The organism is Bacillus sp. Xin1 (genome assembly GCF_013314535.1).
Classification (GTDB): Bacteria; Bacillota; Bacilli; order Bacillales; family Bacillaceae_G; genus Bacillus_A.
This window is the reverse complement of sequence record NZ_JABUAE010000010.1, coordinates 44,087-68,771: the sequence shown is the minus strand read 5'-3', so window position 1 is coordinate 68,771 and position 24,685 is coordinate 44,087. Positions and strand designations below refer to the sequence as shown.

General features: G+C 36.3%; 26 protein-coding genes and 1 other RNA gene. 19 read left to right on the top strand and 8 right to left on the bottom strand.

The window, feature by feature from the left end:
* Positions 1 to 28 precede the first annotated feature (28 nt).
* The 3 genes from tpiA to eno are packed head-to-tail and all read left to right on the top strand — an operon-like array spanning position 29 to position 3,639.
* The gene (gene tpiA / locus HRG09_RS11890) at positions 29 to 784 is read left to right on the top strand and encodes a triose-phosphate isomerase (RefSeq protein ID WP_174101002.1); all 756 of its coding nucleotides are present in this window, start codon (positions 29 to 31) and stop codon (positions 782 to 784) included.
* Positions 781 to 2,310 carry a 2,3-bisphosphoglycerate-independent phosphoglycerate mutase gene (gene gpmI, locus HRG09_RS11885; RefSeq protein WP_174101001.1) on the top strand — a complete coding sequence of 510 codons (1,530 nt, stop codon included), beginning with the start codon at positions 781 to 783 and terminating at the stop codon, positions 2,308 to 2,310. Before tpiA ends, gpmI begins: the two co-directional genes overlap by 4 nt.
* A 33-nt stretch (positions 2,311 to 2,343) precedes the next feature.
* Positions 2,344 to 3,639, top strand: a complete 1,296-nt coding sequence (gene eno / locus HRG09_RS11880; protein ID WP_174101000.1) for a phosphopyruvate hydratase — start codon at positions 2,344 to 2,346, stop codon at positions 3,637 to 3,639.
* Between the two features lie 47 nt (positions 3,640 to 3,686).
* On the opposite strand, the gene HRG09_RS11875 is transcribed toward eno, so the two are convergent.
* The gene (locus tag HRG09_RS11875) at positions 3,687 to 4,637 is read right to left on the bottom strand and encodes a nucleoside hydrolase (protein WP_174100999.1); all 951 of its coding nucleotides are present in this window, start codon (positions 4,635 to 4,637) and stop codon (positions 3,687 to 3,689) included.
* Between the two features lie 425 nt (positions 4,638 to 5,062).
* On the opposite strand from HRG09_RS11875, the gene HRG09_RS11870 reads away from it, so the two are divergent.
* The 7 genes from HRG09_RS11870 to ssrA all read left to right on the top strand — a co-directional run bounded on the left by HRG09_RS11870 (position 5,063) and on the right by ssrA (position 11,383).
* A complete protein-coding gene (locus HRG09_RS11870; RefSeq protein WP_174100998.1) occupies positions 5,063 to 5,431 on the top strand; it encodes a CidA/LrgA family holin-like protein in 369 nt (122 codons plus the stop codon).
* Positions 5,428 to 6,120 (top strand): LrgB family protein, encoded by a 693-nt coding sequence (locus tag HRG09_RS11865; protein WP_174100997.1) that lies wholly within the window; start codon positions 5,428 to 5,430, stop codon positions 6,118 to 6,120. Before HRG09_RS11870 ends, HRG09_RS11865 begins: the two co-directional genes overlap by 4 nt.
* Before the next feature lie 95 nt (positions 6,121 to 6,215).
* Entirely contained in the window at positions 6,216 to 6,449 is a 234-nt protein-coding gene (gene secG, locus HRG09_RS11860; RefSeq protein ID WP_017153348.1) for a preprotein translocase subunit SecG, read from the top strand.
* A 198-nt stretch (positions 6,450 to 6,647) separates the two neighbouring features.
* On the top strand, positions 6,648 to 7,388 hold the full coding sequence (locus HRG09_RS11855; RefSeq protein WP_174100996.1) for an alpha/beta hydrolase: 741 nt from the start codon (positions 6,648 to 6,650) through the stop codon (positions 7,386 to 7,388).
* Positions 7,389 to 7,924: 536 nt separating this feature from the next.
* Positions 7,925 to 10,336 carry a ribonuclease R gene (gene rnr / locus HRG09_RS11850; protein ID WP_174100995.1) on the top strand — a complete coding sequence of 804 codons (2,412 nt, stop codon included), beginning with the start codon at positions 7,925 to 7,927 and terminating at the stop codon, positions 10,334 to 10,336.
* Positions 10,337 to 10,429: 93 nt separating this feature from the next.
* Positions 10,430 to 10,897 (top strand): SsrA-binding protein, encoded by a 468-nt coding sequence (smpB, locus tag HRG09_RS11845; protein WP_017153345.1) that lies wholly within the window; start codon positions 10,430 to 10,432, stop codon positions 10,895 to 10,897.
* 127 nt (positions 10,898 to 11,024) lie between these two features.
* Positions 11,025 to 11,383, top strand: a transfer-messenger RNA (tmRNA) gene (ssrA, locus tag HRG09_RS11840).
* A 259-nt stretch (positions 11,384 to 11,642) separates the two neighbouring features.
* Here the strand turns inward: ssrA and HRG09_RS11835 are convergent.
* From HRG09_RS11835 to HRG09_RS11825, 3 genes are read right to left on the bottom strand one after another with little or no spacing between them, the layout of a single operon-like run.
* Positions 11,643 to 12,170, bottom strand: coding sequence for a permease (locus HRG09_RS11835; RefSeq protein ID WP_174100994.1), 528 nt, complete (start codon positions 12,168 to 12,170; stop codon positions 11,643 to 11,645).
* The gene (locus tag HRG09_RS11830) at positions 12,167 to 12,649 is read right to left on the bottom strand and encodes a hypothetical protein (protein WP_174100993.1); all 483 of its coding nucleotides are present in this window, start codon (positions 12,647 to 12,649) and stop codon (positions 12,167 to 12,169) included. The genes HRG09_RS11835 and HRG09_RS11830 overlap by 4 nt, the downstream gene beginning before the upstream one ends.
* The gene (locus HRG09_RS11825) at positions 12,642 to 12,983 is read right to left on the bottom strand and encodes a PadR family transcriptional regulator (RefSeq protein ID WP_174100992.1); all 342 of its coding nucleotides are present in this window, start codon (positions 12,981 to 12,983) and stop codon (positions 12,642 to 12,644) included. Before HRG09_RS11825 ends, HRG09_RS11830 begins: the two co-directional genes overlap by 8 nt.
* Positions 12,984 to 13,186: 203 nt before the next feature.
* Here HRG09_RS11825 and HRG09_RS11820 point away from each other — a divergent pair, with 203 nt between their 5' ends.
* A complete protein-coding gene (locus HRG09_RS11820; RefSeq protein WP_174100991.1) occupies positions 13,187 to 13,351 on the top strand; it encodes a hypothetical protein in 165 nt (54 codons plus the stop codon).
* Between the two features lie 132 nt (positions 13,352 to 13,483).
* Complete coding sequence (locus HRG09_RS11815; RefSeq protein ID WP_174100990.1) at positions 13,484 to 14,356, top strand: YitT family protein; 873 nt, start codon at positions 13,484 to 13,486, stop codon at positions 14,354 to 14,356.
* A gap of 231 nt (positions 14,357 to 14,587) precedes the next feature.
* On the opposite strand, the gene HRG09_RS11810 is transcribed toward HRG09_RS11815, so the two are convergent.
* Both HRG09_RS11810 and HRG09_RS11805 read right to left on the bottom strand, forming a co-directional pair.
* Positions 14,588 to 14,824, bottom strand: a complete 237-nt coding sequence (locus tag HRG09_RS11810; RefSeq protein WP_174100989.1) for a hypothetical protein — start codon at positions 14,822 to 14,824, stop codon at positions 14,588 to 14,590.
* 169 nt (positions 14,825 to 14,993) lie between these two features.
* A complete protein-coding gene (locus tag HRG09_RS11805; RefSeq protein ID WP_174100988.1) occupies positions 14,994 to 16,469 on the bottom strand; it encodes an MDR family MFS transporter in 1,476 nt (491 codons plus the stop codon).
* Positions 16,470 to 16,620: 151 nt separating this feature from the next.
* Between HRG09_RS11805 and HRG09_RS11800 the strand changes: the two genes are divergently transcribed.
* Positions 16,621 to 17,199 carry a TetR/AcrR family transcriptional regulator gene (locus HRG09_RS11800; protein ID WP_174100987.1) on the top strand — a complete coding sequence of 193 codons (579 nt, stop codon included), beginning with the start codon at positions 16,621 to 16,623 and terminating at the stop codon, positions 17,197 to 17,199.
* 309 nt (positions 17,200 to 17,508) lie between these two features.
* Here the strand turns inward: HRG09_RS11800 and HRG09_RS11795 are convergent, their stop codons facing one another.
* On the bottom strand, positions 17,509 to 18,276 hold the full coding sequence (locus HRG09_RS11795; protein ID WP_174100986.1) for an NADH dehydrogenase subunit: 768 nt from the start codon (positions 18,274 to 18,276) through the stop codon (positions 17,509 to 17,511).
* Between the two features lies 1 nt (position 18,277).
* A complete protein-coding gene (locus HRG09_RS11790) occupies positions 18,278 to 18,607 on the bottom strand; it encodes a PadR family transcriptional regulator (RefSeq protein ID WP_174100985.1) in 330 nt (109 codons plus the stop codon).
* A 219-nt stretch (positions 18,608 to 18,826) separates the two neighbouring features.
* On the opposite strand from HRG09_RS11790, the gene psiE reads away from it, so the two are divergent.
* The 6 genes from psiE (at position 18,827) to HRG09_RS11760 (ending at position 24,299) form a co-directional block, all read left to right on the top strand.
* Positions 18,827 to 19,231: a phosphate-starvation-inducible protein PsiE gene (psiE, locus tag HRG09_RS11785; protein WP_174100984.1), complete on the top strand. Its 405-nt coding sequence runs from the start codon at positions 18,827 to 18,829 to the stop codon at positions 19,229 to 19,231.
* An 85-nt stretch (positions 19,232 to 19,316) separates the two neighbouring features.
* Positions 19,317 to 20,039, top strand: coding sequence for an AraC family transcriptional regulator (locus tag HRG09_RS11780; protein WP_174100983.1), 723 nt, complete (start codon positions 19,317 to 19,319; stop codon positions 20,037 to 20,039).
* 96 nt (positions 20,040 to 20,135) lie between these two features.
* The gene (gene csaA, locus HRG09_RS11775; RefSeq protein ID WP_174100982.1) at positions 20,136 to 20,465 is read left to right on the top strand and encodes a chaperone CsaA; all 330 of its coding nucleotides are present in this window, start codon (positions 20,136 to 20,138) and stop codon (positions 20,463 to 20,465) included.
* A gap of 467 nt (positions 20,466 to 20,932) precedes the next feature.
* The gene (locus HRG09_RS11770) at positions 20,933 to 22,471 is read left to right on the top strand and encodes an ABC-F family ATP-binding cassette domain-containing protein (RefSeq protein ID WP_174100981.1); all 1,539 of its coding nucleotides are present in this window, start codon (positions 20,933 to 20,935) and stop codon (positions 22,469 to 22,471) included.
* A gap of 47 nt (positions 22,472 to 22,518) precedes the next feature.
* Positions 22,519 to 23,712 carry an MFS transporter gene (locus HRG09_RS11765; RefSeq protein ID WP_174100980.1) on the top strand — a complete coding sequence of 398 codons (1,194 nt, stop codon included), beginning with the start codon at positions 22,519 to 22,521 and terminating at the stop codon, positions 23,710 to 23,712.
* Between the two features lie 368 nt (positions 23,713 to 24,080).
* Positions 24,081 to 24,299 carry a DUF3955 domain-containing protein gene (locus tag HRG09_RS11760; protein WP_254610061.1) on the top strand — a complete coding sequence of 73 codons (219 nt, stop codon included), beginning with the start codon at positions 24,081 to 24,083 and terminating at the stop codon, positions 24,297 to 24,299.
* The last annotated feature ends 386 nt before the right edge of the window (positions 24,300 to 24,685 follow it).

The following is a 24,685-nucleotide window of genomic DNA, read 5'->3' as shown; positions in this document are numbered from 1 at the left end:
CAGCCAAAGAAAAAGGACGGTGCAAAGCATGCGTAAACCAATTATCGCAGGTAACTGGAAAATGAATAAAACTCTATCTGAAGCAGTTAGCTTCGTAGAGGAAGTAAAAGGTCAAATCCCAGCAGCTTCAGCTGTTGATGCAGTAGTTTGCTCTCCAGCTCTTTTCTTAGAGCGCTTAGTAGCGGCAACTGAAGGAACTGACTTAAAAGTAGGTGCACAAAACATGCACTTCGAAAAAAATGGTGCATTTACTGGCGAAATTAGCCCAGTAGCACTTAGCGACTTAAAAGTGAGCTACGTAGTACTTGGCCACTCTGAGCGTCGTGAAATGTTTGCTGAAACAGACGAAACAGTAAACAAAAAGACTCTTGCAGCATTTGAACATGGTTTAACACCAATCGTTTGCTGTGGTGAGACTTTAGAAGAGCGCGAAAGCGGAAAAACATTTGATCTAGTAGCAGGTCAAGTGACAAAAGCACTTGCAGGTTTAACAGAAGAGCAAGTTAAAGAAACTGTTATCGCTTATGAGCCAATCTGGGCAATCGGTACAGGTAAATCTTCTTCTTCTGCAGATGCAAACGAAGTATGTGCGCATATCCGTAAAGTTGTTGCAGAAGCTGTTTCTCCAGCAGCTGCAGAAGCTGTTCGTATTCAATACGGCGGTAGCGTAAAACCAGAAAACATTAAAGAATACATGGCACAATCTGACATCGACGGCGCTTTAGTTGGCGGTGCTAGCTTAGAGCCTGCTTCCTTCTTAGGTCTTCTGGGGGCGGTAAAATGAGAAAGCCAACAGCTTTAATCATTCTTGATGGTTTCGGACTACGTGAAGAAACTTACGGGAATGCTGTAGCACAAGCTAAGAAACCTAATTTCGACGGTTACTGGAACAAGTTCCCTCACACAACGCTTACAGCATGTGGTGAGGCAGTAGGTCTTCCAGAAGGTCAAATGGGTAACTCTGAGGTTGGTCACTTAAATATCGGTGCTGGCCGCGTAGTATATCAAAGCTTAACACGTGTGAACGTTGCAATTCGTGAAGGTGAGTTCGATAAGAACGAAACTTTCCAAAATGCAATTAAAAGCGTAAAAGAAAAAGGTACTGCTCTTCATTTATTCGGTTTACTTTCTGATGGTGGTGTGCACAGTCACATGAACCACATGTTTGCTCTTCTTCGCTTAGCTGCAAAAGAAGGCGTGGAGAAAGTATACATCCATGCATTCTTAGATGGCCGCGATGTTGGACCACAAACAGCAAAAGGTTATATCGATGCAACAAATGAAGTAATTAAAGAAACAGGAGTAGGACAATTCGCGACTATCTCCGGTCGTTATTACTCCATGGACCGTGACAAGCGTTGGGATCGCGTAGAAAAATGTTACCGTGCTATGGTGAATGGCGAAGGACCTACTTATAAATCAGCACATGAATGCGTAGAGGATTCTTATGCAAATGGTATCTATGATGAATTCGTATTGCCATCTGTAATTGTGAATGAAGATGAAACGCCAGTTGCAACAATCAATGATGATGATGCAGTTATCTTCTATAACTTCCGTCCAGACCGCGCAATTCAAATTGCACGTGTATTTACAAACGAAGACTTCCGTGAGTTCGATCGTGGTGAAAAAGTACCTCGCATTCCAGAATTCGTTTGTATGACACACTTTAGTGAAACTGTAGATGGTTACGTGGCATTCAAGCCAATGAACCTTGATAACACATTAGGTGAAGTTGTTGCGCAAGCGGGATTAAAGCAACTTCGCATCGCGGAAACTGAAAAGTATCCGCACGTTACATTCTTCTTTAGCGGTGGTCGTGAGGCTGAATTCCCAGGAGAAGAGCGTATCTTAATTAACTCACCGAAGGTTGCAACGTATGACTTGAAACCTGAAATGAGCATTTACGAAGTAACCGACGCTTTAGTAAATGAAATCGAAAATGATAAACATGACGTGATCATTCTTAACTTTGCAAACTGTGATATGGTTGGCCATTCTGGGATGATGGAACCAACAATTAAAGCAGTAGAAGCAACTGACGAATGTTTAGGAAAAGTTGTAGAAGCGATTCTTGCAAAAGATGGTGTAGCACTTATTACTGCTGACCATGGTAATGCTGACCAGGAGCTAACTTCTGACGGACAACCAATGACAGCTCATACAACGAACCCGGTTCCTTTCATCGTTACGAAAAATGATGTTGAATTACGTGAAGGTGGCATCTTAGGAGATATCGCTCCAACAATGCTTACACTTCTTGGTGTTGAACAACCGAAAGAAATGACAGGTAAAACAATTATTAAATAATTAAATTGTATATATAAAAGGAGAGAAAATATTATGTCAACAATTATTGATGTTTATGCTCGCGAAGTCCTTGATTCTCGTGGTAACCCAACTGTAGAAGTAGAAGTTTACACAGAAAGCGGCGCATTCGGACGCGCTATCGTACCAAGTGGTGCATCTACTGGTGAGCACGAAGCAGTAGAATTACGTGACGGTGACAAATCTCGTTACCTTGGTAAAGGTGTTGTTAACGCAGTAAACAACGTTAACGAAATTATCGCTCCAGAAATCGTTGGTTTCGACGTAACTGACCAAGCTGGTATCGACAACGCTATGATCGAATTAGATGGTACTCCAAACAAAGGTAAATTAGGCGCTAACGCTATCCTTGGTGTATCTATGGCAGTAGCTCACGCAGCAGCTGACTTCGTAGGTCTTCCATTATACCGTTACCTTGGTGGATTCAATGCAAAACAATTACCAACTCCAATGATGAACATCATCAACGGTGGTTCTCACGCTGATAACAACGTGGACTTCCAAGAGTTCATGATCTTACCAGTTGGTGCTCCAACATTCAAAGAATCAATCCGTATGGGTGCTGAAGTATTCCATGCATTAAAAGCTGTATTACACGAAAAAGGTCTTAACACTGCAGTAGGTGACGAAGGTGGATTCGCTCCAAATCTTGGTTCTAACCGTGAAGCATTAGAAGTAATCATCGAAGCAATCGAAAAAGCTGGTTACAAAGCTGGCGAGAACGTATTCTTAGGAATGGACGTTGCTTCTTCTGAGTTCTACAATAAAGAAACTGGTAAATATGACCTTGCAGGCGAAGGCCGTACTGGCTTAACTTCTGCAGAAATGGTTGATTTCTACGAAGAGCTTTGCAAAGACTTCCCAATCATCTCTATCGAAGATGGTTTAGACGAAAACGACTGGGATGGTCACAAATTATTAACTGAGCGTATTGGCAGCAAAGTTCAATTAGTTGGTGACGACTTATTCGTAACTAACACTCAAAAACTTGCTGAAGGTATCGAAAAAGGTATCTCTAACTCAATCTTAATTAAAGTTAACCAAATCGGTACTTTAACTGAGACTTTCGAAGCAATCGAAATGGCTAAACGTGCTGGTTACACAGCAGTTGTATCTCACCGTTCTGGTGAAACTGAAGATGCTACAATCGCTGACATCGCAGTTGCAACTAACGCTGGCCAAATCAAAACTGGTTCTATGAGCCGTACTGACCGTATTGCTAAGTACAACCAATTATTACGCATCGAAGACGAACTAGGCGAAATCGCTGTTTACGATGGTTTAAAATCTTTCTACAACTTAAAAAAATAATTGTAGAAAATAATGACAGGCCGTGAGAAATCACGGCCTGTTTTTTATTAAAATTGTTCATCAGTCATAATCGTCATAAAGTGTTTAAAGAACTGGTTGTAATCAAAGTCAATTGCAATTCGCTGTTTAGGCCTATTGGTGAAAGGTTTGGAATTGGACAATGAACGGAAATCGGCAACACTTTGTCCACGAGCGAATTGTTCATTCATAACGTAAACTGGTGATTCATAATAGGTAAACATTGAATCATTAAGGAGTGCCATAATAGGCATCGTGTCATGAAAAGGACAACCTTTTAATTGTGGCAATGCTTTTTGATAATACCCATAATAGTAGTGATCGAATAGAGGTTTGATGAGAGGTGCTTTTCCTTTTGCATCAATATATTCAGCCATTTCAGGTGTAACGATAGAGTATTGTGTAACATTCAGTGGGTATATAGACATGTTAGGAATGGATTGTAATACAATATTGGCAGCGACAGGATCACCATAAAAGTTTGCTTCAGATACAGGTGTTACATTTCCGGGATGTAAAAAGGCACCACCCATTATGTAATAAGATTTAATTTGTTTCATCAAGCTTCCGTACGAAATAATTAGAAGTGCAAGTGAAGTCAAACGTCCTATACTAACAATAATTAATTCATCTTTATAGTTATTAATCAAATTGATAACTTCAAGAAAATTCTCTATTTGTTCATTTGTAAGAGATTCCTCCGGTACAATAGGACCTAATCCATGTATGCCATGCACATCTGTGAAGAAATCAGGATTCCCACTAGTAAGAGGTCTTGCAGCACCACCGAATATTTTAATATTCGCATCTCCTACTTTATCTTGAAGGAATAAGGTATTTTCCACCGCCATTTTTTTGGGGACATTTCCATAATCTGCAATAATGCCAACGATTTCGATTTCATCTGCAAAGTATGCGAGTATGAGAGCGATTGTATCATCGATACCAGGATCAGCAAAAATCAAAACCTTTTTGGTCATATATTCACCACCCGTAGCTTTTAATAAAATGGGAATGACGTTTTATAGACATGTATTGCCTATCTATATAGACAATACATGCTGTGCAGTTGAAAGTATTTTGGAGGGTATGAGTAAATATATGTCATTTCAGAGCGAATAGAATCCATTTCAATGGATTCTATTCGCAAGTAGTAAGCTTGGCATATTTCTGACGGAATATTTATTTTATTGAAATAATAACATAAAAATTCAGAAAATATAAACTTTTCGTTTTAGGTCAATGTTTTTGACGTAAATTTCGCTCGAAAATACAGTCATATCAAGGGTGTAAGCGTATAACATATGTCATTTTTGTTGTCAAGTTGGTAAATTGCAGGTTTTTACAATTTATACTATGATAAAGATATAAAGCGAAGATCGTATAAACATGAGGGATGATGAACATGAAGTTTACAAAGATTATTGTCCAAGTTGCAGCTCTTTACGTGTTTTACATGATAGGAACATGGGTGCAAGAAATGTTGGATATTCCAATTCCAGGAAGTTTGATTGGGATGTTTCTACTACTTGTTTTACTAAGCCTTAAGGTTCTTCCTGTGAAATGGTTTGATTTAGGAGCAGAAACACTCGTTGCTATTATGCCGTTTTTATTGATTCCACCAACGATTGGTTTAATGAATTACGGTGCTTTTTTTATGAGTAAAGGAATTTCTCTTTTCATTACTGTTGTAGCGAGTACATTTTTAATTATTATTGTCGCAGGACATACAGGGCAATATCTTGCGAATAGAAAGGAAAAAGAAACGCGATGAGCCAAATATTAATCGGAATTGGTTGGGTTATTCTTACATTGTTATTATATCAATTATCTAAAAAGATTTATAAAGTATTACCAACACCATTTACCATTCCAATGCTTGTAGCAACAGCATTAATGATTGTTTTATTACTTGTGCTGGATATACCATATCAACAGTACATGCAAAGTGGTGGTGGCTGGATTTCCAAACTGCTTGGACCAGGTGTTGTAGCATTTGCCATTCCACTTTATAAACAGCGTCACGTATTGCAAAAGTATGTTGTACCAATTGCTGGTGGTGTACTAGTCGGAACAACAGTGGCGATTGCAAGTGACTTCGTTATTGCGTCGCTTATGGGAACAGATAAAAGTTTAATTTTATCTTCTTTACCAAAATCAGTAACAATGCCAGTTGCAATGAGTGTATCAGAGCAAGTTGGCGGTGTTCCATCATTAACAGCAGCGTTCGTTGTTGTAGCTGGGATTACGGGGACAATTACAGGTCCAATTCTATTAAAATGGAGCCGCGTTACAAACTCTGTTGGTAAAGGAATCGGTTTTGGATGTGCATCTCATATTATGGGAGTAATGAGAGCCATGAAAAATAATGAACATGAAGGTGTTATTGGATCGGTAACAATGACATTAACAGCGATTTTAACTTGTTTGCTTGGACCGTTATTTGCAACGATGTTTATGTAATAGATGAAAGCGAGAGCGATAGGAACAGCTCTCGCTTTTCTATAGAATTTATGCTAACATTTAAACTAACTGAATCTATGTAGGAGGTACGCCAGGTGCATACGTTATTATCAGTTTTACTTATTATTGTATCGATTTTAATGATTGTTTTAGTACTTATGCAGTCTAGCAATAGCTCAGGCCTTTCAGGTGCTATTTCAGGTGGTGCAGAACAATTATTTGGTAAGCAAAAAGCACGCGGAATTGAAGCTGTATTAAGCCGTATTACTGTGGTTTTAGCTGTACTATTTTTCGCACTAACAATTGGTGTTACGTACTTGAATTTATAGTAAAGGCTTTGCTTTTAAAAGATATGGAAAAAGAAGAAGCGTTAGCGGATTCGTGCTAAAGGTTCTTCTTTTTTTGTGCTCATTTGTATTTCATTATTCGAAAAAAGTTTCTAATTAGATTATGGAAATGGAACTATGGTAAACTAAGTGTAGAAACAATACGACTAGATTACAGAAGAGAAAGAGGAGAAGAAGATGATGAAATTAGCATCTCCGAAACCATTTACATTTGAAGGTGGAGACCGTGCTGTTTTATTACTGCATGGATTCACGGGGAATTCAGCTGATGTACGTATGCTTGGACGTTTCTTAGAGAAAAAAGGCTATACTTGCCACGCTCCAATTTATAAAGGCCATGGTGTACCACCAGAGCAGCTTGTTCATACAGGTCCTGAAGATTGGTGGAAAGATGTTATGGCTGCTTATCAACATTTGAAAGATCAAGGATATGAGAAAATCGCCGCTGTTGGACTATCACTTGGCGGTGTATTCTCATTAAAACTTTCTTATACATTACCGATTTTAGGTGTTGTTCCAATGTGCGCGCCAATGTACATTAAGAGCGAAGAAATTATGTACCAAGGTATATTGGCATATGCACGTGAATATAAAAAACGTGAGCAAAAATCACCAGAACAAATTGCAGAAGAAATGATGGAATTTAAAAAGACGCCTATGAATACATTGAAAGCACTGCAAGACTTAATTCGTGACGTACGCAACAATGTTGATATGATTTATGCTCCAACATTTGTTGTACAAGCACGCCATGATGAAATGATTAATACAGACAGTGCAAACATTATCTATAACGGGGTAGAATCCACTTTAAAAGACATAAAGTGGTATGAAGACTCTACACATGTCATTACGCTTGATAAACAGCGTGATGAGCTACACGAAGATGTATATAACTTCTTGGAGCAACTAGATTGGTAAGATCTAGTTGCCTCTTTTTTTCATGGGGTATTAAAAGCATTAAAAAAACCATTCTTTTTAGGGTGGAAGAGAGGATCCACCCGTGGATAGAAGCGGTCAGTACCTATTTTATCCCCATGCCATGTGAGAACAGAAGGAGGAAACAAGAGGAGGTCTTCTTTAGTTTTCGAGGCCGTGACTTAGGTGCTTAAAAAATAATATATAAATTAAAATAGAGATATAAAACCTTTCTTTTTGGGGTGGAAGAGAGGATCCGCCCGTGGATAGAAGCGGTCAGTACCTATTTTATCCCCATGCCATGTGAGAACAGAAGGAGGAAACAAGAGGAGGTCTTCTTTAGTTTTCAAAGCCGTGACTTAGATGCCGTTAAATCAAAATGTATTTATATAGAAATAAACTTTTAAGATAAGAATTTTACTGTACATAAGTAGCAGAATAAATGGTGAAAAACGAGTGTTTATAGAAGTTTCACTTTATACATAGTGTGTATTTCGGATACACTAAATAATATGAGGGTTTAAAGGAGGTATTTTTGCTTGGAAGAGATTATTCAAGAACATATTGATAAGTTATTGTTATTTATGAAAGAAGAAGCGTATAAGCCGTTAACGATACAAGAATTAGAAGAGGCATTTGGTATTGTAGATTCCGTTGGCTTTAAAGACTTTGTAAAGGCACTAGTTATGATGGAAGAGAAAGGGCTTGTTGTTCGAACTCGCAGCAATCGCTACGGTCTTCCAGAAAAGATGAATTTAGTGCGCGGTAAGTTAATTGGTCATGCGCGTGGGTTTGCTTTTGTTGTCCCAGAAGAGAAGAAGACAGGGGATGACGATATTTTTATTCCACCTACAGAACTAAATGGTGCACTTCATGGTGATACAGTACTAGCACGTATTAGTTCGCAATCTAGTGGGTCACGCCAAGAAGGGACAATCATTCGTATTGTAGAACGTGGTACGAAGGAGTTAGTTGGTACATATACAGAGTCGAAAAATTTTGGATTTGTACTTCCAGATAATAAGCGCTGGACAAGTGACATTTTTATTCCGAAAAGTGCATCTATGGGTGCAGTAGAAGGGCATAAAGTTGTTGTGAAAATTACAAGCTATCCGCAGGAGCGTTTAAGTGCGGAAGGTGAAGTGATTCAAATTCTGGGTCATAAAAATGACCCAGGGGTAGATATCTTATCTGTTATTCATAAACATCATTTGCCATTAGCATTCCCAGAAGATGTGATGGAACATGCTAACAGTGTACCAGAAACGATTTCAGAAGAAGATTTAAAAGATCGCCGTGATTTACGCGATCAAATGATCGTTACAATTGACGGTGCAGATGCAAAAGATTTAGATGATGCGGTTACAGTAACAAAACTTGAGAACGGTAATTATAAACTTGGCGTTCATATCGCGGATGTAAGCCATTATGTCCATGAAGGATCTCCAATTGATGTGGAAGCAGCGGAGAGAGCAACGAGTGTATATCTTGTTGACCGTGTAATTCCAATGATTCCGCATCGTTTATCAAACGGAATTTGTTCACTAAATCCGAAAGTGGATCGTCTTACACTTTCTTGTGAAATGGAAATTAACAATCTTGGTGACGTTGTTAGCCATGAAATCTTCCAAAGTGTTATTAAAACAACAGAACGTATGACGTATGCTGATGTAAGAAGTATTTTAGAAGATGAAGACGAAGCGTTAATTGAGCGTTATGAAACGTTAGTACCAATGTTCAAAGAAATGGGGCAGTTAGCACAAATCTTACGTGAAAAACGCATGAGACGCGGTGCGATTGACTTTGACTTCAAAGAAGCAAAAGTATTAGTAGATGAAGAAGGTAAACCAACGGATGTTGTCATGCGTGATCGTTCTGTATCAGAAAAACTAATTGAAGAGTTCATGCTTGTTGCGAATGAAACAGTAGCAGAGCATTTCCATTGGATGAACGTACCGTTTATGTACCGTGTCCATGAAGATCCGAAAGAAGATAAATTAGAACGTTTCTTCGAGTTTGTCACAAACTTTGGCTATGCAGTAAAAGGGCGTGCGAATGAAGTACATCCTCGTGCTCTACAACAAATTCTTGAAATGGTACAAGGACAACCTGAAGAAGTCGTGATTTCAACAGTTATGCTTCGTTCGATGAAACAAGCTCGTTACGATGCAGATAGCTTAGGTCATTTCGGTTTATCAACAGAGTTCTATACACACTTCACATCACCAATTCGCCGTTACCCAGATACAATTGTTCATCGATTAATTCGTGAATATATCATTAACGGTAAAATTGATAACGAAACACAAGCAAAATGGCGTGAAAAGTTACCGGAGATTGCAGAGCATTCTTCTAATATGGAACGCCGCGCTGTTGAAGCAGAACGTGAAACAGATGAACTGAAAAAAGCTGAGTATATGCTTGATAAGATCGGTGAAGAGTACGATGGTATGATTAGCTCTGTAACTAACTTCGGTTTATTCGTAGAGCTTCCGAATACAATTGAAGGTCTTGTTCACGTTAGTTATTTAACAGATGACTACTATCGTTATGATGAACAGCATTTTGCGATGATTGGTGAGCGTACAGGTAACGTCTTCCGCATCGGTGATGAAATTACAATTCGCGTTATTAACGTAAACAAAGATGAGCGTGCGATTGATTTTGAAATCGTCGGTATGAAAGGCACGCCAAGACGTAAGTTTAAAGATCGTCCAGTTGTGATTGAACAGCCAAAAGGTGGTAGAAAGAGACGGAGCGGACCTGGTGAGGAACGTGGTAACGGCCGTAAGCAAGAACGAGGTGGTCGTGGCGAACGTAATAACGAGCGTGGCGGTCGCGGAAAAGGAGCATCCGGTCGTCCAGGACAAAAAGATGGCAATGGTAAAAAGAAAAAGCCATTCTTTGAAAATGTTCCAGGTTTTAAGAAGAAAAAGAAAAAGCGTAAGTAAGAGAGGGGGTGGCTTCGCTTAGTATATAAGTGAAGCCACTTCCACTTTTTAATAACTTTTGTTAAAATAGTACAAATAGAGGAGGGACAGATGATGCCAAAAGGTAGTGGTAAGGTTATTGCACAAAATAAAAAAGCATTTCATGATTATTTCATCGACGAAACATACGAAGCAGGGCTTGTCCTTCAAGGAACGGAAATTAAGTCTATTCGCGCTGGGCGCGTTAACTTAAAGGATGCTTTCGCTCGTGTACATAATGGTGAAGTTTGGGTACATAATATGCACATTAGTCCGTATGAGCAAGGGAACCGTTTCAATCATGATCCGCTTCGCACAAGAAAATTGCTTCTTCATAAGAAGGAAATTCAAAAACTGATCGGTTATTCAAAAGAAACAGGCTATACACTTGTTCCGGTTAAAATCTATTTGAAAAATGGATTTGCGAAAATGGCACTTGGATTAGCTCGAGGTAAGAAACAATATGATAAGCGCCATGATTTAAAAGAGAAAGAAGCAAAACGTGAAATTGCTCGCGCATTCCGTGATCGTCAAAAGATGTAATACAGAAATTTACATTTGTAAAATGTCGAACGTATGATATAATGATTCATGTAAGGCCAGTGAACATTGAAAAACAGCTCATTAAGTAGCTATCACGAATATACTTCGTATGCTCCATTTCTTATATGGGGACGTTACGGATTCGACAGGGGTAGTTTGAGCTTAAGTTGCGAGTCGAGGGGATCGGCCTCGTTAAAACGTCAAAGCCAATAACTGGCAAACAACAAAACAACTTCGCTTTAGCTGCTTAATACAGCTTAGCGGTTCCTCCCTCCATCGTCCATGTGGTAGGGTAAGGGACTCAAACTAAGTGGACTACGCCGGAGTTCGCCGTCTGAGGGCAAAGGAAGAGAACAATCAGACTAGCAACTTGGAAGCCTGTCGATAGGCTGAAGAGTTTGCGAAATGCCAATATATCGACTACACTCGTAGAAGCTTAAGTGCCAATATCTTTGGACGTGGGTTCGACTCCCACCGTCTCCACCAATACATATTTGGTGGTTTTTTTATTTTGTGTGATATGAACCATAACTTTGCCGTTTCGGCAAGGTTATGGTTCTTTTTATTTGTGGAAAAGTTATAGTTCTCGAGAAATATAAGGAAGAGTATTTGTAGCTTTGAAATAAATTCGTGCCGTTCTAAAGAAAGTTATACTGTTTGCAAAAAGATGTATCGTCGTATCTTTAAAGGTTACAGGTATAAAAGAACCTAGGATGGAAGGGTTTAAAGACTTATTGATTTAAATCTAAATTTCTTTCGTTACATCATACTGTAACAATTGTCGTTGGTCATAAAATTTCTCAAAAATGATGCCCATTAAATAGAAAAATAATAGACCGAAGCAAATATGAATGAGTGTAAATGTAGCTCCAAACGAAGAGAATTCATACACTATGATCGGTAATTTTGCAGTTGTCCAAACGCCTAAGAAAAATACGATGTACCTAATACTTGCCCCTTTTTTTAATAAAAGTGCTGCAATCGGAAATGCGACGTAGAGGGGACCGGCTGCAATTCCTCCTAATAATAGAGAAAATAAGATTCCATAGATACCGGATTTTTCTCCCATATATTTAATTAATATTTCTTTCTTTACCCATTGGTCCAGTAATCCTACGAATATTAAGACAGGAGGAAGTAGAAACAGCATATCTAAAATGCTTTTTCCTGTTAATTGAAATGCGTTCCATCCCAACGATTGGTTTATAAAAGTCAATATAATGAGCCCGAGTAGTAAAATGAAAACGAAACGATACCTTCTTAATTCATTCATACCATCACCAACCAAATAATATATGAGAATATGAGAGACATTAACAATGCGGAGGCATTACGAGAATAAGCAAAACTTCGCCCAAATATCTTTTGTTCCATCGGTAAAGTTGTGATTCCTACGGACATCAACGTAGACATTAATGCTGCAACTTGAGGGAGGCCCGCACCATTTTGGACTAATGTATTTCCAAGAGGGAACACAACAAAGCTTGGAACGAGTGCAACAGAACCAATTATTGCTGAATAAACAATACCGATGAATCCAGATTTCCCACCAATTATAGAAGAAATGAAGGAAGGCGTTAACATTGATAGTGATAGTCCAACGAAAAGCATAATTGATAGCATGGAAGGTATAAGATTACGAAACATTTTCCATGACTTTAATAGAGCGTCTTTTGTTTTATTCCGATCCTTTACAAAAGAAATACTGATAAGAATAATGGCTAAAGAGTAAAGGAGAGCGCCATTAATCATGATTAGACTCTTTCCAGTCTTTATATTTGTCTAAGAAAAATGATAAGTTTTTAATTTTTTCTTCAATATCTATTTGAAACTCTTCTAATTGTTTTTTCCCCATTGTAGTAATGTTGTACATCTTTCTCGGCGTATCTTGATCAGATGTGTCCAAATAAGATTCAACAGCACCTTCTTTTTCTAATTTTTTTAGGGTACGGTATATGATGGCACTGTCAATTGGATTGACGGGAAGCTCTTCTTCACATTTCTGTAGAAGTTTCCCTCCATAGCTAGGTCCTTCTGTTAAAAACAGCAAAAGAAATGCACCTGTATGTCTTCCTGTATGTTTCATACAATATCTAACCTCCTGAATTAAATGTAAAAAATATTTTTTGTCATCATAACATTAAAATTATTACTGTTAGTAATAGTATACTGTTGTTAACAGTGATATGTTACTGACAGTATAAATTTAATATAATATCATGTCAATTCTAAAAATAAATAACATGTTTTTTATCACACAAAAGCCCAATTGGTGAGGGCTAATAATCAGTGGGGATGAAGAAAAACCCACTAATTAAATTTTCACTTTATCTTTCTGATAACATGAATTCAATTGCAAATACTACGGAAGGATTAACAAAGTCAACAGAAATGAAGGTGATGTTACCTATAGATGGTGTCGAGGTGAAAAAGTCTCAAGAAAAGCAAGAGTGATTTAACATCTACGGAATAGAAAGAAAATCCCTCTCAATTAGAAGAGATTGTGAAGGTTTCTACTTAAAATAAGAATATGTTAAAATAATTATTAGGAATAAAGAGAGAAAATAGTTTGAAACGAGGAATGAGATGAATACAATTAAAAAACGTAGGCCTAATAAACTAAAAGTCGTTTTAAAAGTGTTAGCAATTATTATTGGAGCATTTATAACAGCGTATGGACTAGAAGCAGTATTAATTCCAAATAACGTGTCAGATGGTGGTGTGACAGGTTTAAGCATTGTTAGTTCAAAATTATTTGGATTACCATTAGGAGTTCTAATTGCAATCTTTAATATTCCTTTTGTTTGGTTAGGATATAAGCAAATTGGTAGAAACTTTGCTATTTACTCAATTATTGGTATTGCTTCACTAGCAATCGGCACTGTTCTTATGCATGACGTACCGACTATTATTCACGGTGATACATTGTTAATTACCGTTGTTGGTGGTATTATCATCGGTTTTGGTATGGGACTAGCATTGCGTAACGGTGGCGCATTAGATGGAATCGATATGTTAGCTGTATTACTTTCGCGAAAATTACCTTTTGGGACAAGTGATCTCATCTTATTTTTAAACATGTTTGTTTTTATTGTTGTTTCAACAGTATTTGGTCTACAAGGGGCTATTCTTTCTGCAATTGCTTACTTTATTGCTTCTAAAGTCATTCATATCGTTGAAGTAGGTTTAAGTGGTTCTAAAACATTTAAAATTATTACAAAAGAGCCTGAATTAATGGTAGAGACCATTCGAGAGCGTTTAGGTCGAAGTGCAACATATAATGAAGTGTACGGTGGTTATTCAAGAGAGAAATTTAAAGAAATCACTTGTGTGATTAACCGTTTAGAAGAAAGTAAAATGAAAGAAATCATTCATGAGATTGATGAAAGTGCCTTTATTACGGTATATGACGTAGCAGAAGTAAAGGGCGGTAATTTCAAGAAGCATGATATTCACTAAGTATAACTTAGAAAATTTTAATATAGTTTGACTAAAAATGTGATTTATAAAAGGAAGCATAACTTTGCATCGAATGCAGGTTTATGTTTCCTTTTTCATTATGAAGGATATTACTCCCTTGGGTGTATATCTTTTTATTTAACTAAAAAATATATTCAAGAAAAAACTTACTATTGGAGACATCAGAAGAAGGTATAGCCCTATTTTGTGCCTGTTATAGTTCTATCATCGCTATTCGATTATCTGAAATAACTGATGAATACCACCTTGTTCAACTAAATGTGGAGCATTTTTTTCTGCAACAACAAATGCTTCGCTAGGATAAGTACGTATAATAGAAAGCCTATCGATTTTATCATCAGCGTCTTCATATAACCGAAATAATATCGCTTTTGTATGATTTGTTTCCTTTAATACTGCGTATTCTATCCGTGCCTTTTCTATTGAAGATTTAGTTACTTTTATCATTGTAGCACCTCTTTTAAACTAGCCTATAAATATCTAATTTTTTAAAGAGCATATATTTAAATCAACATTACAGGCTGTTTTATTTACTGCTATACCTATATTCAAGAGAACGTAATGTTCATTTAGTAAAGACATCTTTAACAAGTAAAGATGTCTTTTTTAGGCTCCTTTAATTTTCATTGTGTAAGAGCTGTGTCGTTTTTGCTTTCTTTTTCTGTCCTTTTAAGAAAAACGATACGACGAGGGCAACAATTACAAAGATCAATCCAAGCTTAAATGCCTCTTGGAAGCCGGATGTTAAGCCGTTTAATTTTTCTACTGAATCCATTGGATTTGCTGAGTTTTCCATATATTGAGTTGTGCCTGAAGACATTTTCGATATAAATATAGCTGTGCCAATCGCGCCAGCTACCTGCTGTAATGTATTAAAGAGCGCTGTACCGTGTGGATAAAGCTCTGGTGTCAATTGATTTAAACCATATGTTTGTGCTGTCATCACAAACATGAGTCCAATCATTAATAAGCTGTGCATTAAAATAATTTGTGTCGATGTTGTTTCAGGGTTAATGCCTGCGAATAGCCACATTGCAAAGGCTACTAACACAATGCCAGGGATGATAATAACCTTTGGACTAAATTTATCAAATAATTTACCTGCAACTGGTCCCATTATGCCACTAACAATACTCCCTGGTAGCATGATTAGCCCCGATTTAAAGGCTGAAACAAGTAAAACGGTTTGTAAGAACATTGGTAATAATGTCATTGATGCGAACAGCGACATCATGACGATGAACATTAACACAACGGTTAAAGTGAACATTGGAAATTTAAATGCACGTAACTCTAAAATTGGATTATCGATCTTTAATTGACGAACAATAAAAATGAATAACGATATGGCTCCAATAATTAAAGAGAAATAAACTTTAGAATCTGACCATCCTAAATCACCTGAAGCACTAAAGCTATACACGATACCACCGAAACCTAATGTTGATAAAAGGATTGACAAATAATCAACTTTTGGTCGTGTTAACTCGGTGACATTTTGAATGTACTTCATTCCAATTAAAATAGAAATGATTACGATAGGAATAACAGCGTAGAATAACCATCTCCAATTAAGTGAATCGACAATCAATCCGGATAATGTAGGACCAACTGCTGGAGCAAACATCATAACAAGTCCGATTAAGCCCATTGTGGCACCACGTTTTTCAGGTGGACAAATAATTAAAATCGTATTCATTAGTAGTGGTGAAATTAACCCTGTAGCGATTGCTTGGACAATCCGACCGATTAATAAAACGGTAAATGTCGGTGCGAATCCAGCAATCAATGTACCGACTAAAAATGTTAACATGGCGGTTAAGAACATTTGTCTTGTTGTGAACCATTGTTGAAGCAAAGCTGTAATCGGTACTAAAATCCCAACAACTAACATGTAGGCTGTAGAAAGCCATTGAATTGTTGAAGCTGTTACATCAAATTCTCTCATTAATACGGTTAAAGCATTACCAAGTAATGTTTCATTTAAAAAAGCAACCATTGCACCTAAAATTAGTGCAATTAAAATTGGTGTATGTTTAATATTAGAAATATCAACCTTGCTACTTGTAGAACTCGTGGTTGTCATATTCATGTATTGAATTTCCTCCTACTTTTTGTCTTTCTTTTTAATACATTTGTATACAAAGGATCACCTGCAATATAATATACATGTGTAGATTAAAAAAAGGGAGAATCAATTTTCAGTAGTTGTATAATTAATCTACAGAAAAGGAGAAATGTAGATGAAAAAGAATGAGGGGCAGCTGGATTTACGTATTAGACGTACACATAAATTATTGTGGGAGTCTTTATTTGAATTAATGACGCAATCAAAACAGAAATATAGCTCTATTACTATCAACCAAATCTGTGATCGTGCAATGGTACATCGAACAACATTCTATAAACATTTTGAAGATAAAGATGCGTTATTGGCATTTGGATTTGAAAAATATCAAGAGGAAGTTTTTAAAATACCACTTTTAGATCGATTAAGTAAGCCATTTCAAGTAATGGAACAATTCTTATACCATGAAGAGATTGGTAAAATATTAGAGTCACAAATGGATGATGAACAATTTATTAGCCGTATACATTATCAGACTCATGAAATAAGAAAACAGGAGAATCAAGAACTTAATCGGATTTGTAAAAATCATACGATACCAAATGAGTTAATTATCGAATTCCATTCTGGTGTAATTACAACGTTAAGTGCATGGTGGTTACAAAATGGAAAAAGTGTTTCAGCAGAAGAAATGGATAGGTATTTTCATGAAATGATTAATCAAGATATTTTTCAATTCAAAGGGAATGATTAGAGAGGTTTCTGGGATAGGAGATGTATGGAATTTGAGCATAGTTGTATGTAGTATTCACTTGAAACACTCATCTCCTAAAGAAGCAAGGTGACTAATGTCAGTGGAATCTTTGCTAAAAGAGGGAGAGTCTATTTATGATATCGCTGTATGTCGTAGGATTTATTTATGGAAATGAATTTGTTACTTAAAAAATTTTTGAATATCGAATTGAGTTCAGTAGTGATAAGGGAAGAGTAGTGCAAATGATGGAGATACCTTATACATGCGGAGAATAAGGGTAACGTCTATGGAATAGGAGAAAACCACTCCTTAAGTATTGGAAGTGGCTTTTCCTTTCTTGTAGAAATAGATGATTAGCAAAATACCTATGACCACACTAATGATAACCGCTAGTGTAATATACATCGGGTCTTTGTTTATTTCAGGTGGAATAACGTGTTCTAAAAGTGGGCCGATACAAATTACGAATGCAGCTAAAATTGTAGCCCATGATTTTGTATACAATGCGAATAAAATAAAAATAAGAAGACATACACTAGCGATGGCATAATTTTGCATAGTCGTTGCTACAAAGTAATCTGTATCAAGGCGTCCATCTAGCCAAAAATAAAAGCCAACCCATCCTCCGATAGTAATGAATTGCGTTAGGATTAAAAGAATCATTGAGCTTTTCTTAGATGGGTATACTCTCGGAAGTCCTTTAAAAAATACAACTGCAAATAGCGCCAGCGTTAAGAATACTGGTAGTGATCCAAATAATAATATGTTTTGTGAAATTTTGAATTCCCCTCTAATGGCTGGAGCTACGCACATATAAGCAATAATCACTAAAATCGCAGCGGGAATTATTATGAGTAACCCTTCTTTGTCTGTTGGAAGTTCTTTCCCGATATTTTTCATATGCTGTTTACGGCTTTTTCCAATGATATGATCTACACTTTGTCCTCTTGATTCGGCTTCTGTTAAATGAACTTCTAACTCTTCCACTATTGCATTTATATCTTCATCTTTTTTTCCGCGCTGCAGTAAATACATTCTGAGTTCGATTAAAAATTGTTCGGATTTTGTTGATAACATTCTATTCGCCACCTTTATTCATCACTTTTTCCACAGATAGCTTTAAATCGGTCCAGCGCTCTTTAAAGCTAGTTAATTCTTTCTCTCCTAATTCTGATAACTGATAGTACTTTCGCTTAGGCCCAGCGGTTGATTCTCTTAATTCGCTTGTAAGCAAGCCTTCTTTTTGCATGCGTAATAGTAATGGATAGATTGTGCCTTCACTAAAAGAGTGAAAGCCGTATCTATGCAATTTCTCTGTTAATTCGTAACCGTATACTTCACCTTCTTGAATGATAGCTAAAATACAGCCATCTAGAATTCCTTTAAGCATTTGCGTTGAGTCCGCCATTTTAGCCTCCTACTCGTATATCTCTTTTAATGACTTGTAATACAAGGTAAAGGATTATAACAATACCTTGCAATGCAAGTATTATAATCAAGATAACATGGAAATAACTTGTAATGCAAGGTATAAGGATGAAATGATATGTTAATTCTGAAAAATCTCATATCAAAATAACTTTGTTATAATAAATAAGTGTAATCACCTATAGAGGAGTGCTAGAAAATGCGATCATTTAATGTCGATGAATTTATTGCAAGTGTTTTACAATGGATATTAAATACAGCTCTTATTATCCTATCCATTGTTCTATCTATCTTTCTAATTAATGAAACAATCACATTTATACAATATATATTCTCCACAAAAAAATACACATCGTATAAATTAGTTGAAAGTATTATCGTTTACTTTTTATACTTTGAATTTATCGCATTAATTATTAAGTACTTCAAATCGAATTATCACTTTCCGCTACGGTATTTTATTTATATAGGAATTACAGCGCTTATTCGATTAATTATCGTTTCTCATGAGGAACCACTTGAAACATTATTATATGCAGGGGCTATTCTTATTTTAGTTATTGCTTTATATATATCTAATATGAGGGATTTGAAGAAACATTAAATAAAGAAGTAGTGCAGACCAGGCTGTTGGTTCGCACTACTTTTTTTGGTATTATGAATCCAAATACGAAAAGGGAGAAAATGCAATGGAAACATATAAAGAGATTGTAGCGGAACGCCGAATGTATACAGCTGCTAAAGATACACATTCCCATAGTTATGCCCAGCTCATTTTACCCCTTCAAGGAGAACTTGTTATAAAGGCTGGGGCACAAAACCTCCTTATAGACCAGAAAACATTATTTTTTGTTCCTTCCGAGTGTGATCATACTTTTCATTCTTCTGTGCGTAATGAATTTTTGGTTCTGGATATTCCCCATTTTATGATTCCAGCGGGTGAGTTACAAAATAGGGGGATTTCTTATCAATTTACGAATCAGTGGAAAGGGATTCGCTATCTGATCCTGAATGAAATAGAACAGGGAGGATCTGCGCTTAAAGAGCTCTATCCGTATATTTCACATTGTTTACGACAAGAGCAACAACCTAAGTCGATTCAATATATTCATGAACATTATCATGAGAATATAACGGTGCAAAAACTTGCGCAACTTGAGCATTATAATCGTTCCTATTATTCAGATTGGTTTTTTAAAGAAACAGGAAAATCTCCATCAGCATATATACAAGAAGTGCGCTTGAATAAGGCGAAATACTTATTACGAAGTACCAATTTATCTATTTTGCACATCGCAATTCAAGTAGGATTAGAACACCAATCTTCCTTAACACGTTTATTCCAAAAATATGAGGGGATTACACCAAGTCAATATCGGAAAGGTAACGTTTCATTTGTACTGAATACATGACATATGGTTAAAAATTACTGATTTTCGGTAAAAAAAATCTCATTATATGTGTCTAAAATGTAAATATGGATATTGTAAAAACGGGAGGTAATACATGTGGCAAGCATTGAGGATTTTATGAAATTAGATATTCGTGTTGGGACTGTAATAGAAGCAGAGCCGTTTCCAGAAGCGCGGAAACCAGCTATAAAGTTAAAAATTGATTTCGGTGAGATCGGTTTGAAACAATCTTCAGCTCAAATTACGAGAAGATATGAACCGGAACAGCTTATTGGTCAGCAAGTAATTGCAGTTGTGAATTTTCCCCCAAGACGTATCGCAGGTTTTAAATCTGAGGTATTAGTAGTAGGTGGTGTACCAGAAGAAGGGGATGTTGTGCTGTTAAAGCCGGATGATCCTGTTGCAAATGGAACGCCAATCGCATAAGAGTGTAAAAAATCGAATAGAAGTATGTAGCTGTTGATTACAGTATCTGGTTATTTCTTGACCTTTTGCAGAAATATATGCTAAAATCCCCTTTAAGAATAAGGAAGGTGCTTGAAATGCTTTATATAAAATTTGTAAAACTCGTTAGAAAACTTTGCTCCGCACAAATGTATACGGTGAAGCGTTGTACGGAGCTTAATCTGGGAGCATAATGTCTCTCATATTCATCGGCTGAATAGTCTTCGAAAAAAGTGTAGTTTTGCTATGCTTATTTAGTTATGACTATTCAGCTGATGAATAATAGATGAAAGGGCCATAGACAATGCTTTGTCTATGGCCCTTTGTGTATAGTATTCCAATGAGCTTTTACAAATTGGAGTAATATAGCGAAAATTACGAAGCAGAGGGCTAGTGTCGGATGACGCTATCCCTCTGCTTTTTTTATTCTTAGGAAAAGAGGAATTATTATGAGCTTACTTAAAGTTGAAAATGTATTACATTGTTTTATAGATAAAATCTTATATGAAAATGCTACTTTTGATTTATACAAAGGAGAACATATGGGAGTAGTAGGACAAAATGGATCAGGAAAAAGTACGTTAATAAAAATATTGATGGGAGAAGTTATTCCCGATGCCGGCGATATAAAATGGCAATCTAATATTCAAATTGGACATTTGGATCAATATGCTGAAATTGATGGGAATCATACGGTTTTAGCATATTTAAAAACGACTTTTATAGATTTATTTGAAATGGAAAAAAGAATGAGTAAGTTATATGAGGAGAGTGCGATAACTGGCGGTGAAGAACAATTGTTACAAGCAGCTGAGTATCAAGAACAGCTTGAAGCACAGGAATTTTACTCGATAGATAGCACAATAAATAAAATTGCTGCTGGTTTAGGAATTGATGCGATTGGTATGGATCGTAGAATCGAAGAATTAAGCGGTGGACAAAGAGCGAAAGTGATTTTGGCAAAGTTGCTACTTGAAAAACCGAATGTTCTGTTGCTAGATGAGCCAACGAACTTTTTGGATAAAGAACATGTTGAATGGCTTGCTGGTTATTTAGTAGGGTTTGAGGGGGCTTTTATTGTTGTTTCTCATGATTTTGATTTCTTAGAAGAAGTGTCTTCTTGTATATGTGATATAGAGTTTGGAACAATCAAGAAGTACTACGGTAAATACTCAGATTTTTTAAGACAAAAGGAGCATTTACGAAAGGATTATATTCGTCAGTACCACGCACAACAAAAACAAATTGAAAAGACGGAAGAATATATTCGAAGAAATATGGCTGGAGTTAATTCTAAAATTGCGCAAGGGCGCAGAAAACAGCTCGAAAGGATGGAGCGAATTGCCCCACCTGCTTTTACTCATAAACCATCTATTCGTTTTCGTGAATTTGATCTTTCAAAACAGACGGTTCTTACGATAAATGACCTTGAGGTGGGTTATGACTCAGCTCTTTTGCCAAAATTGAATTTCTCAGTTATAGGCGGCCAAAAGCTTGTTATTACAGGATTTAATGGCATTGGAAAATCTACATTATTAAAAACTTTAGTTGGACGCATTCCGAGCATTTCAGGAGATTTTGATTTTGCAGACCCAATAAAAATTGGTTATTATGAGCAAGATTTGAAATGGGAAAACGGGGAAATGACACCAATTCAGATTATTTCAGAACAGTTTTCAAAACTGAATATGAAAGAAATTCGTCATCATTTAGCGCAGTGCGGTGTAAAAGACACGAATGTAACACAAGAGATTCGTACATTAAGTGGTGGTGAACAGTCAAAAGTAAAATTATGCAGACTATTACTAACTCCTTGTAACTTTTTAGTTTTAGATGAGCCAACGAATCATTTGGATGCGGAAGCAAAGAAAGCTTTACAAAACGCTTTAGTACGGTTTAAGGGAAGTGTATTACTCGTTTCTCATGAAGGGAATTTTTATCGTGAGTGGGCAGATAGCATTTTCAATATAGAAAATGGCGTAATGTAAATCCTATTCAAAATACTTGAGATGAAACAAGGGGTGTAAATAAATTTATGTATGATAACAATTGGAAAACAAAAATCGTTCTATTCCTAACAGCACAAACCATTTCGTTGTTTGGTTCGTCATTGGTTCAGTACGCAATTATATGGTATATCACACTTACAACATCATCTGGAATGATGTTGACCATTTCTACTGTTTGTGGTTTCTTTCCACAAATTGCGATTTCTTTATTCGCCGGCGTGTGGATAGACCGTTATAACCGTAAGAAAATGATTATGTTATCCGATGGGATAATTGCGTTTGCGACATTCATTTTAGCAATTTTATTTGTAGCGGGTTATAAGAGCATTTGGTTACTTTTCATTGTATTGCTAATTCGGTCGGCTGGGACTGGGATACAAACTCCAGCTGTTAATGCTTTGATTCCACAGATTGTTCCCAAAGATAATCTTATGAAAGTAAATGGAGTAAACAGTAGCATTACATCTTTAATCATGTTTCTTTCACCGGCAGCAAGCGGAGCAATTCTCTCTATAGCAAGTATTGAGGCTACATTTTTTATTGATGTTATGACTGCAGTCATCGGGATTGGCATCATGTTTATGATTCAGGTACCAGCGTATATAAACAAGGAAAATCAGCAAAAGTCTAACGTACAAGGCATAAAAGAAGGATTTGCTTATTTAAAAGAAAATGTGTTCATTAAGCGATTGCTCGTGTTATTGATTATCGTAATGATTTTAGCAAGTCCTGCCGCATTTTTAACACCTTTAATGGTGAGTCGTTCCTTTGGTGCGGAAATGTGGAGGTTAACAGCAAGTGAAATGACCTTCAGCGCTGGAGCTGCTGTGGGAGGGATTTTAATCGCTGCGTGGGGTGGCTTTAGAAATCGCATGCACACGACAGCTCTTGCATGTGCTTTATACGGCTTGATAATGGTCGGATTAGGTATCGCGCCAAAATTTGTCGTATATTTGTTGTTTAACTTCTTGATTGGAATAACGATGCCTTGTTTCAACACTCCAATTACAGTCTTATTGCAGGAGGAAGTTGAACCTTCCATGCACGGTAGGGTGTTTAGTCTTGTACAAATTTCTAACTCATGTGCTTTGCCATTAGGGATGATTATATTCGGACCACTGGCTGATATTGTACAAGTAGAAAGTTTATTAATATATGCAGGGACATTCGTTTTACTTTGTGCTTTTTATATTTTCTTTAGTAAACGATTGATTGTATAAAACAGTATGATTCAAGTGGAAAAGTTTGCGGAACAGTAAATGTTTCGCAAACTTTTTTATTTAAAGTGATAATAATTTATTGTTTTACGATAAAATTTCGTTGATTTATAATTTGCTTTGGATTATATGGTTAGTAATTGAAGGATGTTTTTTTTATGAAACAGAAAAAATTATCCGTATGATTAAAGTTAATCATTATTTTTTGCGGATGTTTTGGTTTGCTGTTTTGCGTTTATATAATTCTTTCAATGTATTTGTTTGGATTACTGGAATCCCATTTTTTATTGCTTGAGTTCTAGAATGCCAACCATGTGACATTTTAGAATATGAAAAAAATGAATCTTAATTATTTAAAACGAGGAGAATATATGATGAAAAAGAAATTATTATTAGCTATTACACCAATATTATTAGGGATTATCTGTATCAGTATCCATGCCTCAAATAGTAGCGTGGCACCAGATGGTTTGCTTGTAGAATCTTATTTCTTCTTAGTTCCAGTAAGTTATGTATTATTTTTAACTGGTATTATTTCTGTGTTGTTTGTGGCGATTGTTTCGATGTTTAAAAAAGGAAAACTTAATTAATTCAATTGATATACTCTTTTAAATATATATAAGGAAGCATAACTTAGGGTTATGCTTCTTTTTTGATTGTGCAAGGGCATGCTTCATCGTTAGTAATAAACTGTATTTTTTGTCTAATCATTCATCTAATTATTAGAGCGCTAATATCAACCAGAAAGTGAGGGTTAATTCCTTAAATAGATTAAATTTCCTCATATCAGACATAATAATTCTTAAGAAATTCCAATTAGGATAAAAAATCGCAGTGTCAACTGCTGATATTGGGTGATTAAAATGTGGAAACCGCTTATTTCGTATCTTCCAGATTGGAAAGTGTTTGTGCAAGCTTTTATCGTATTTTTCGTTCCTTATGTGGCCTCACGAGTTTTTAGCCGGATCCGTACAGT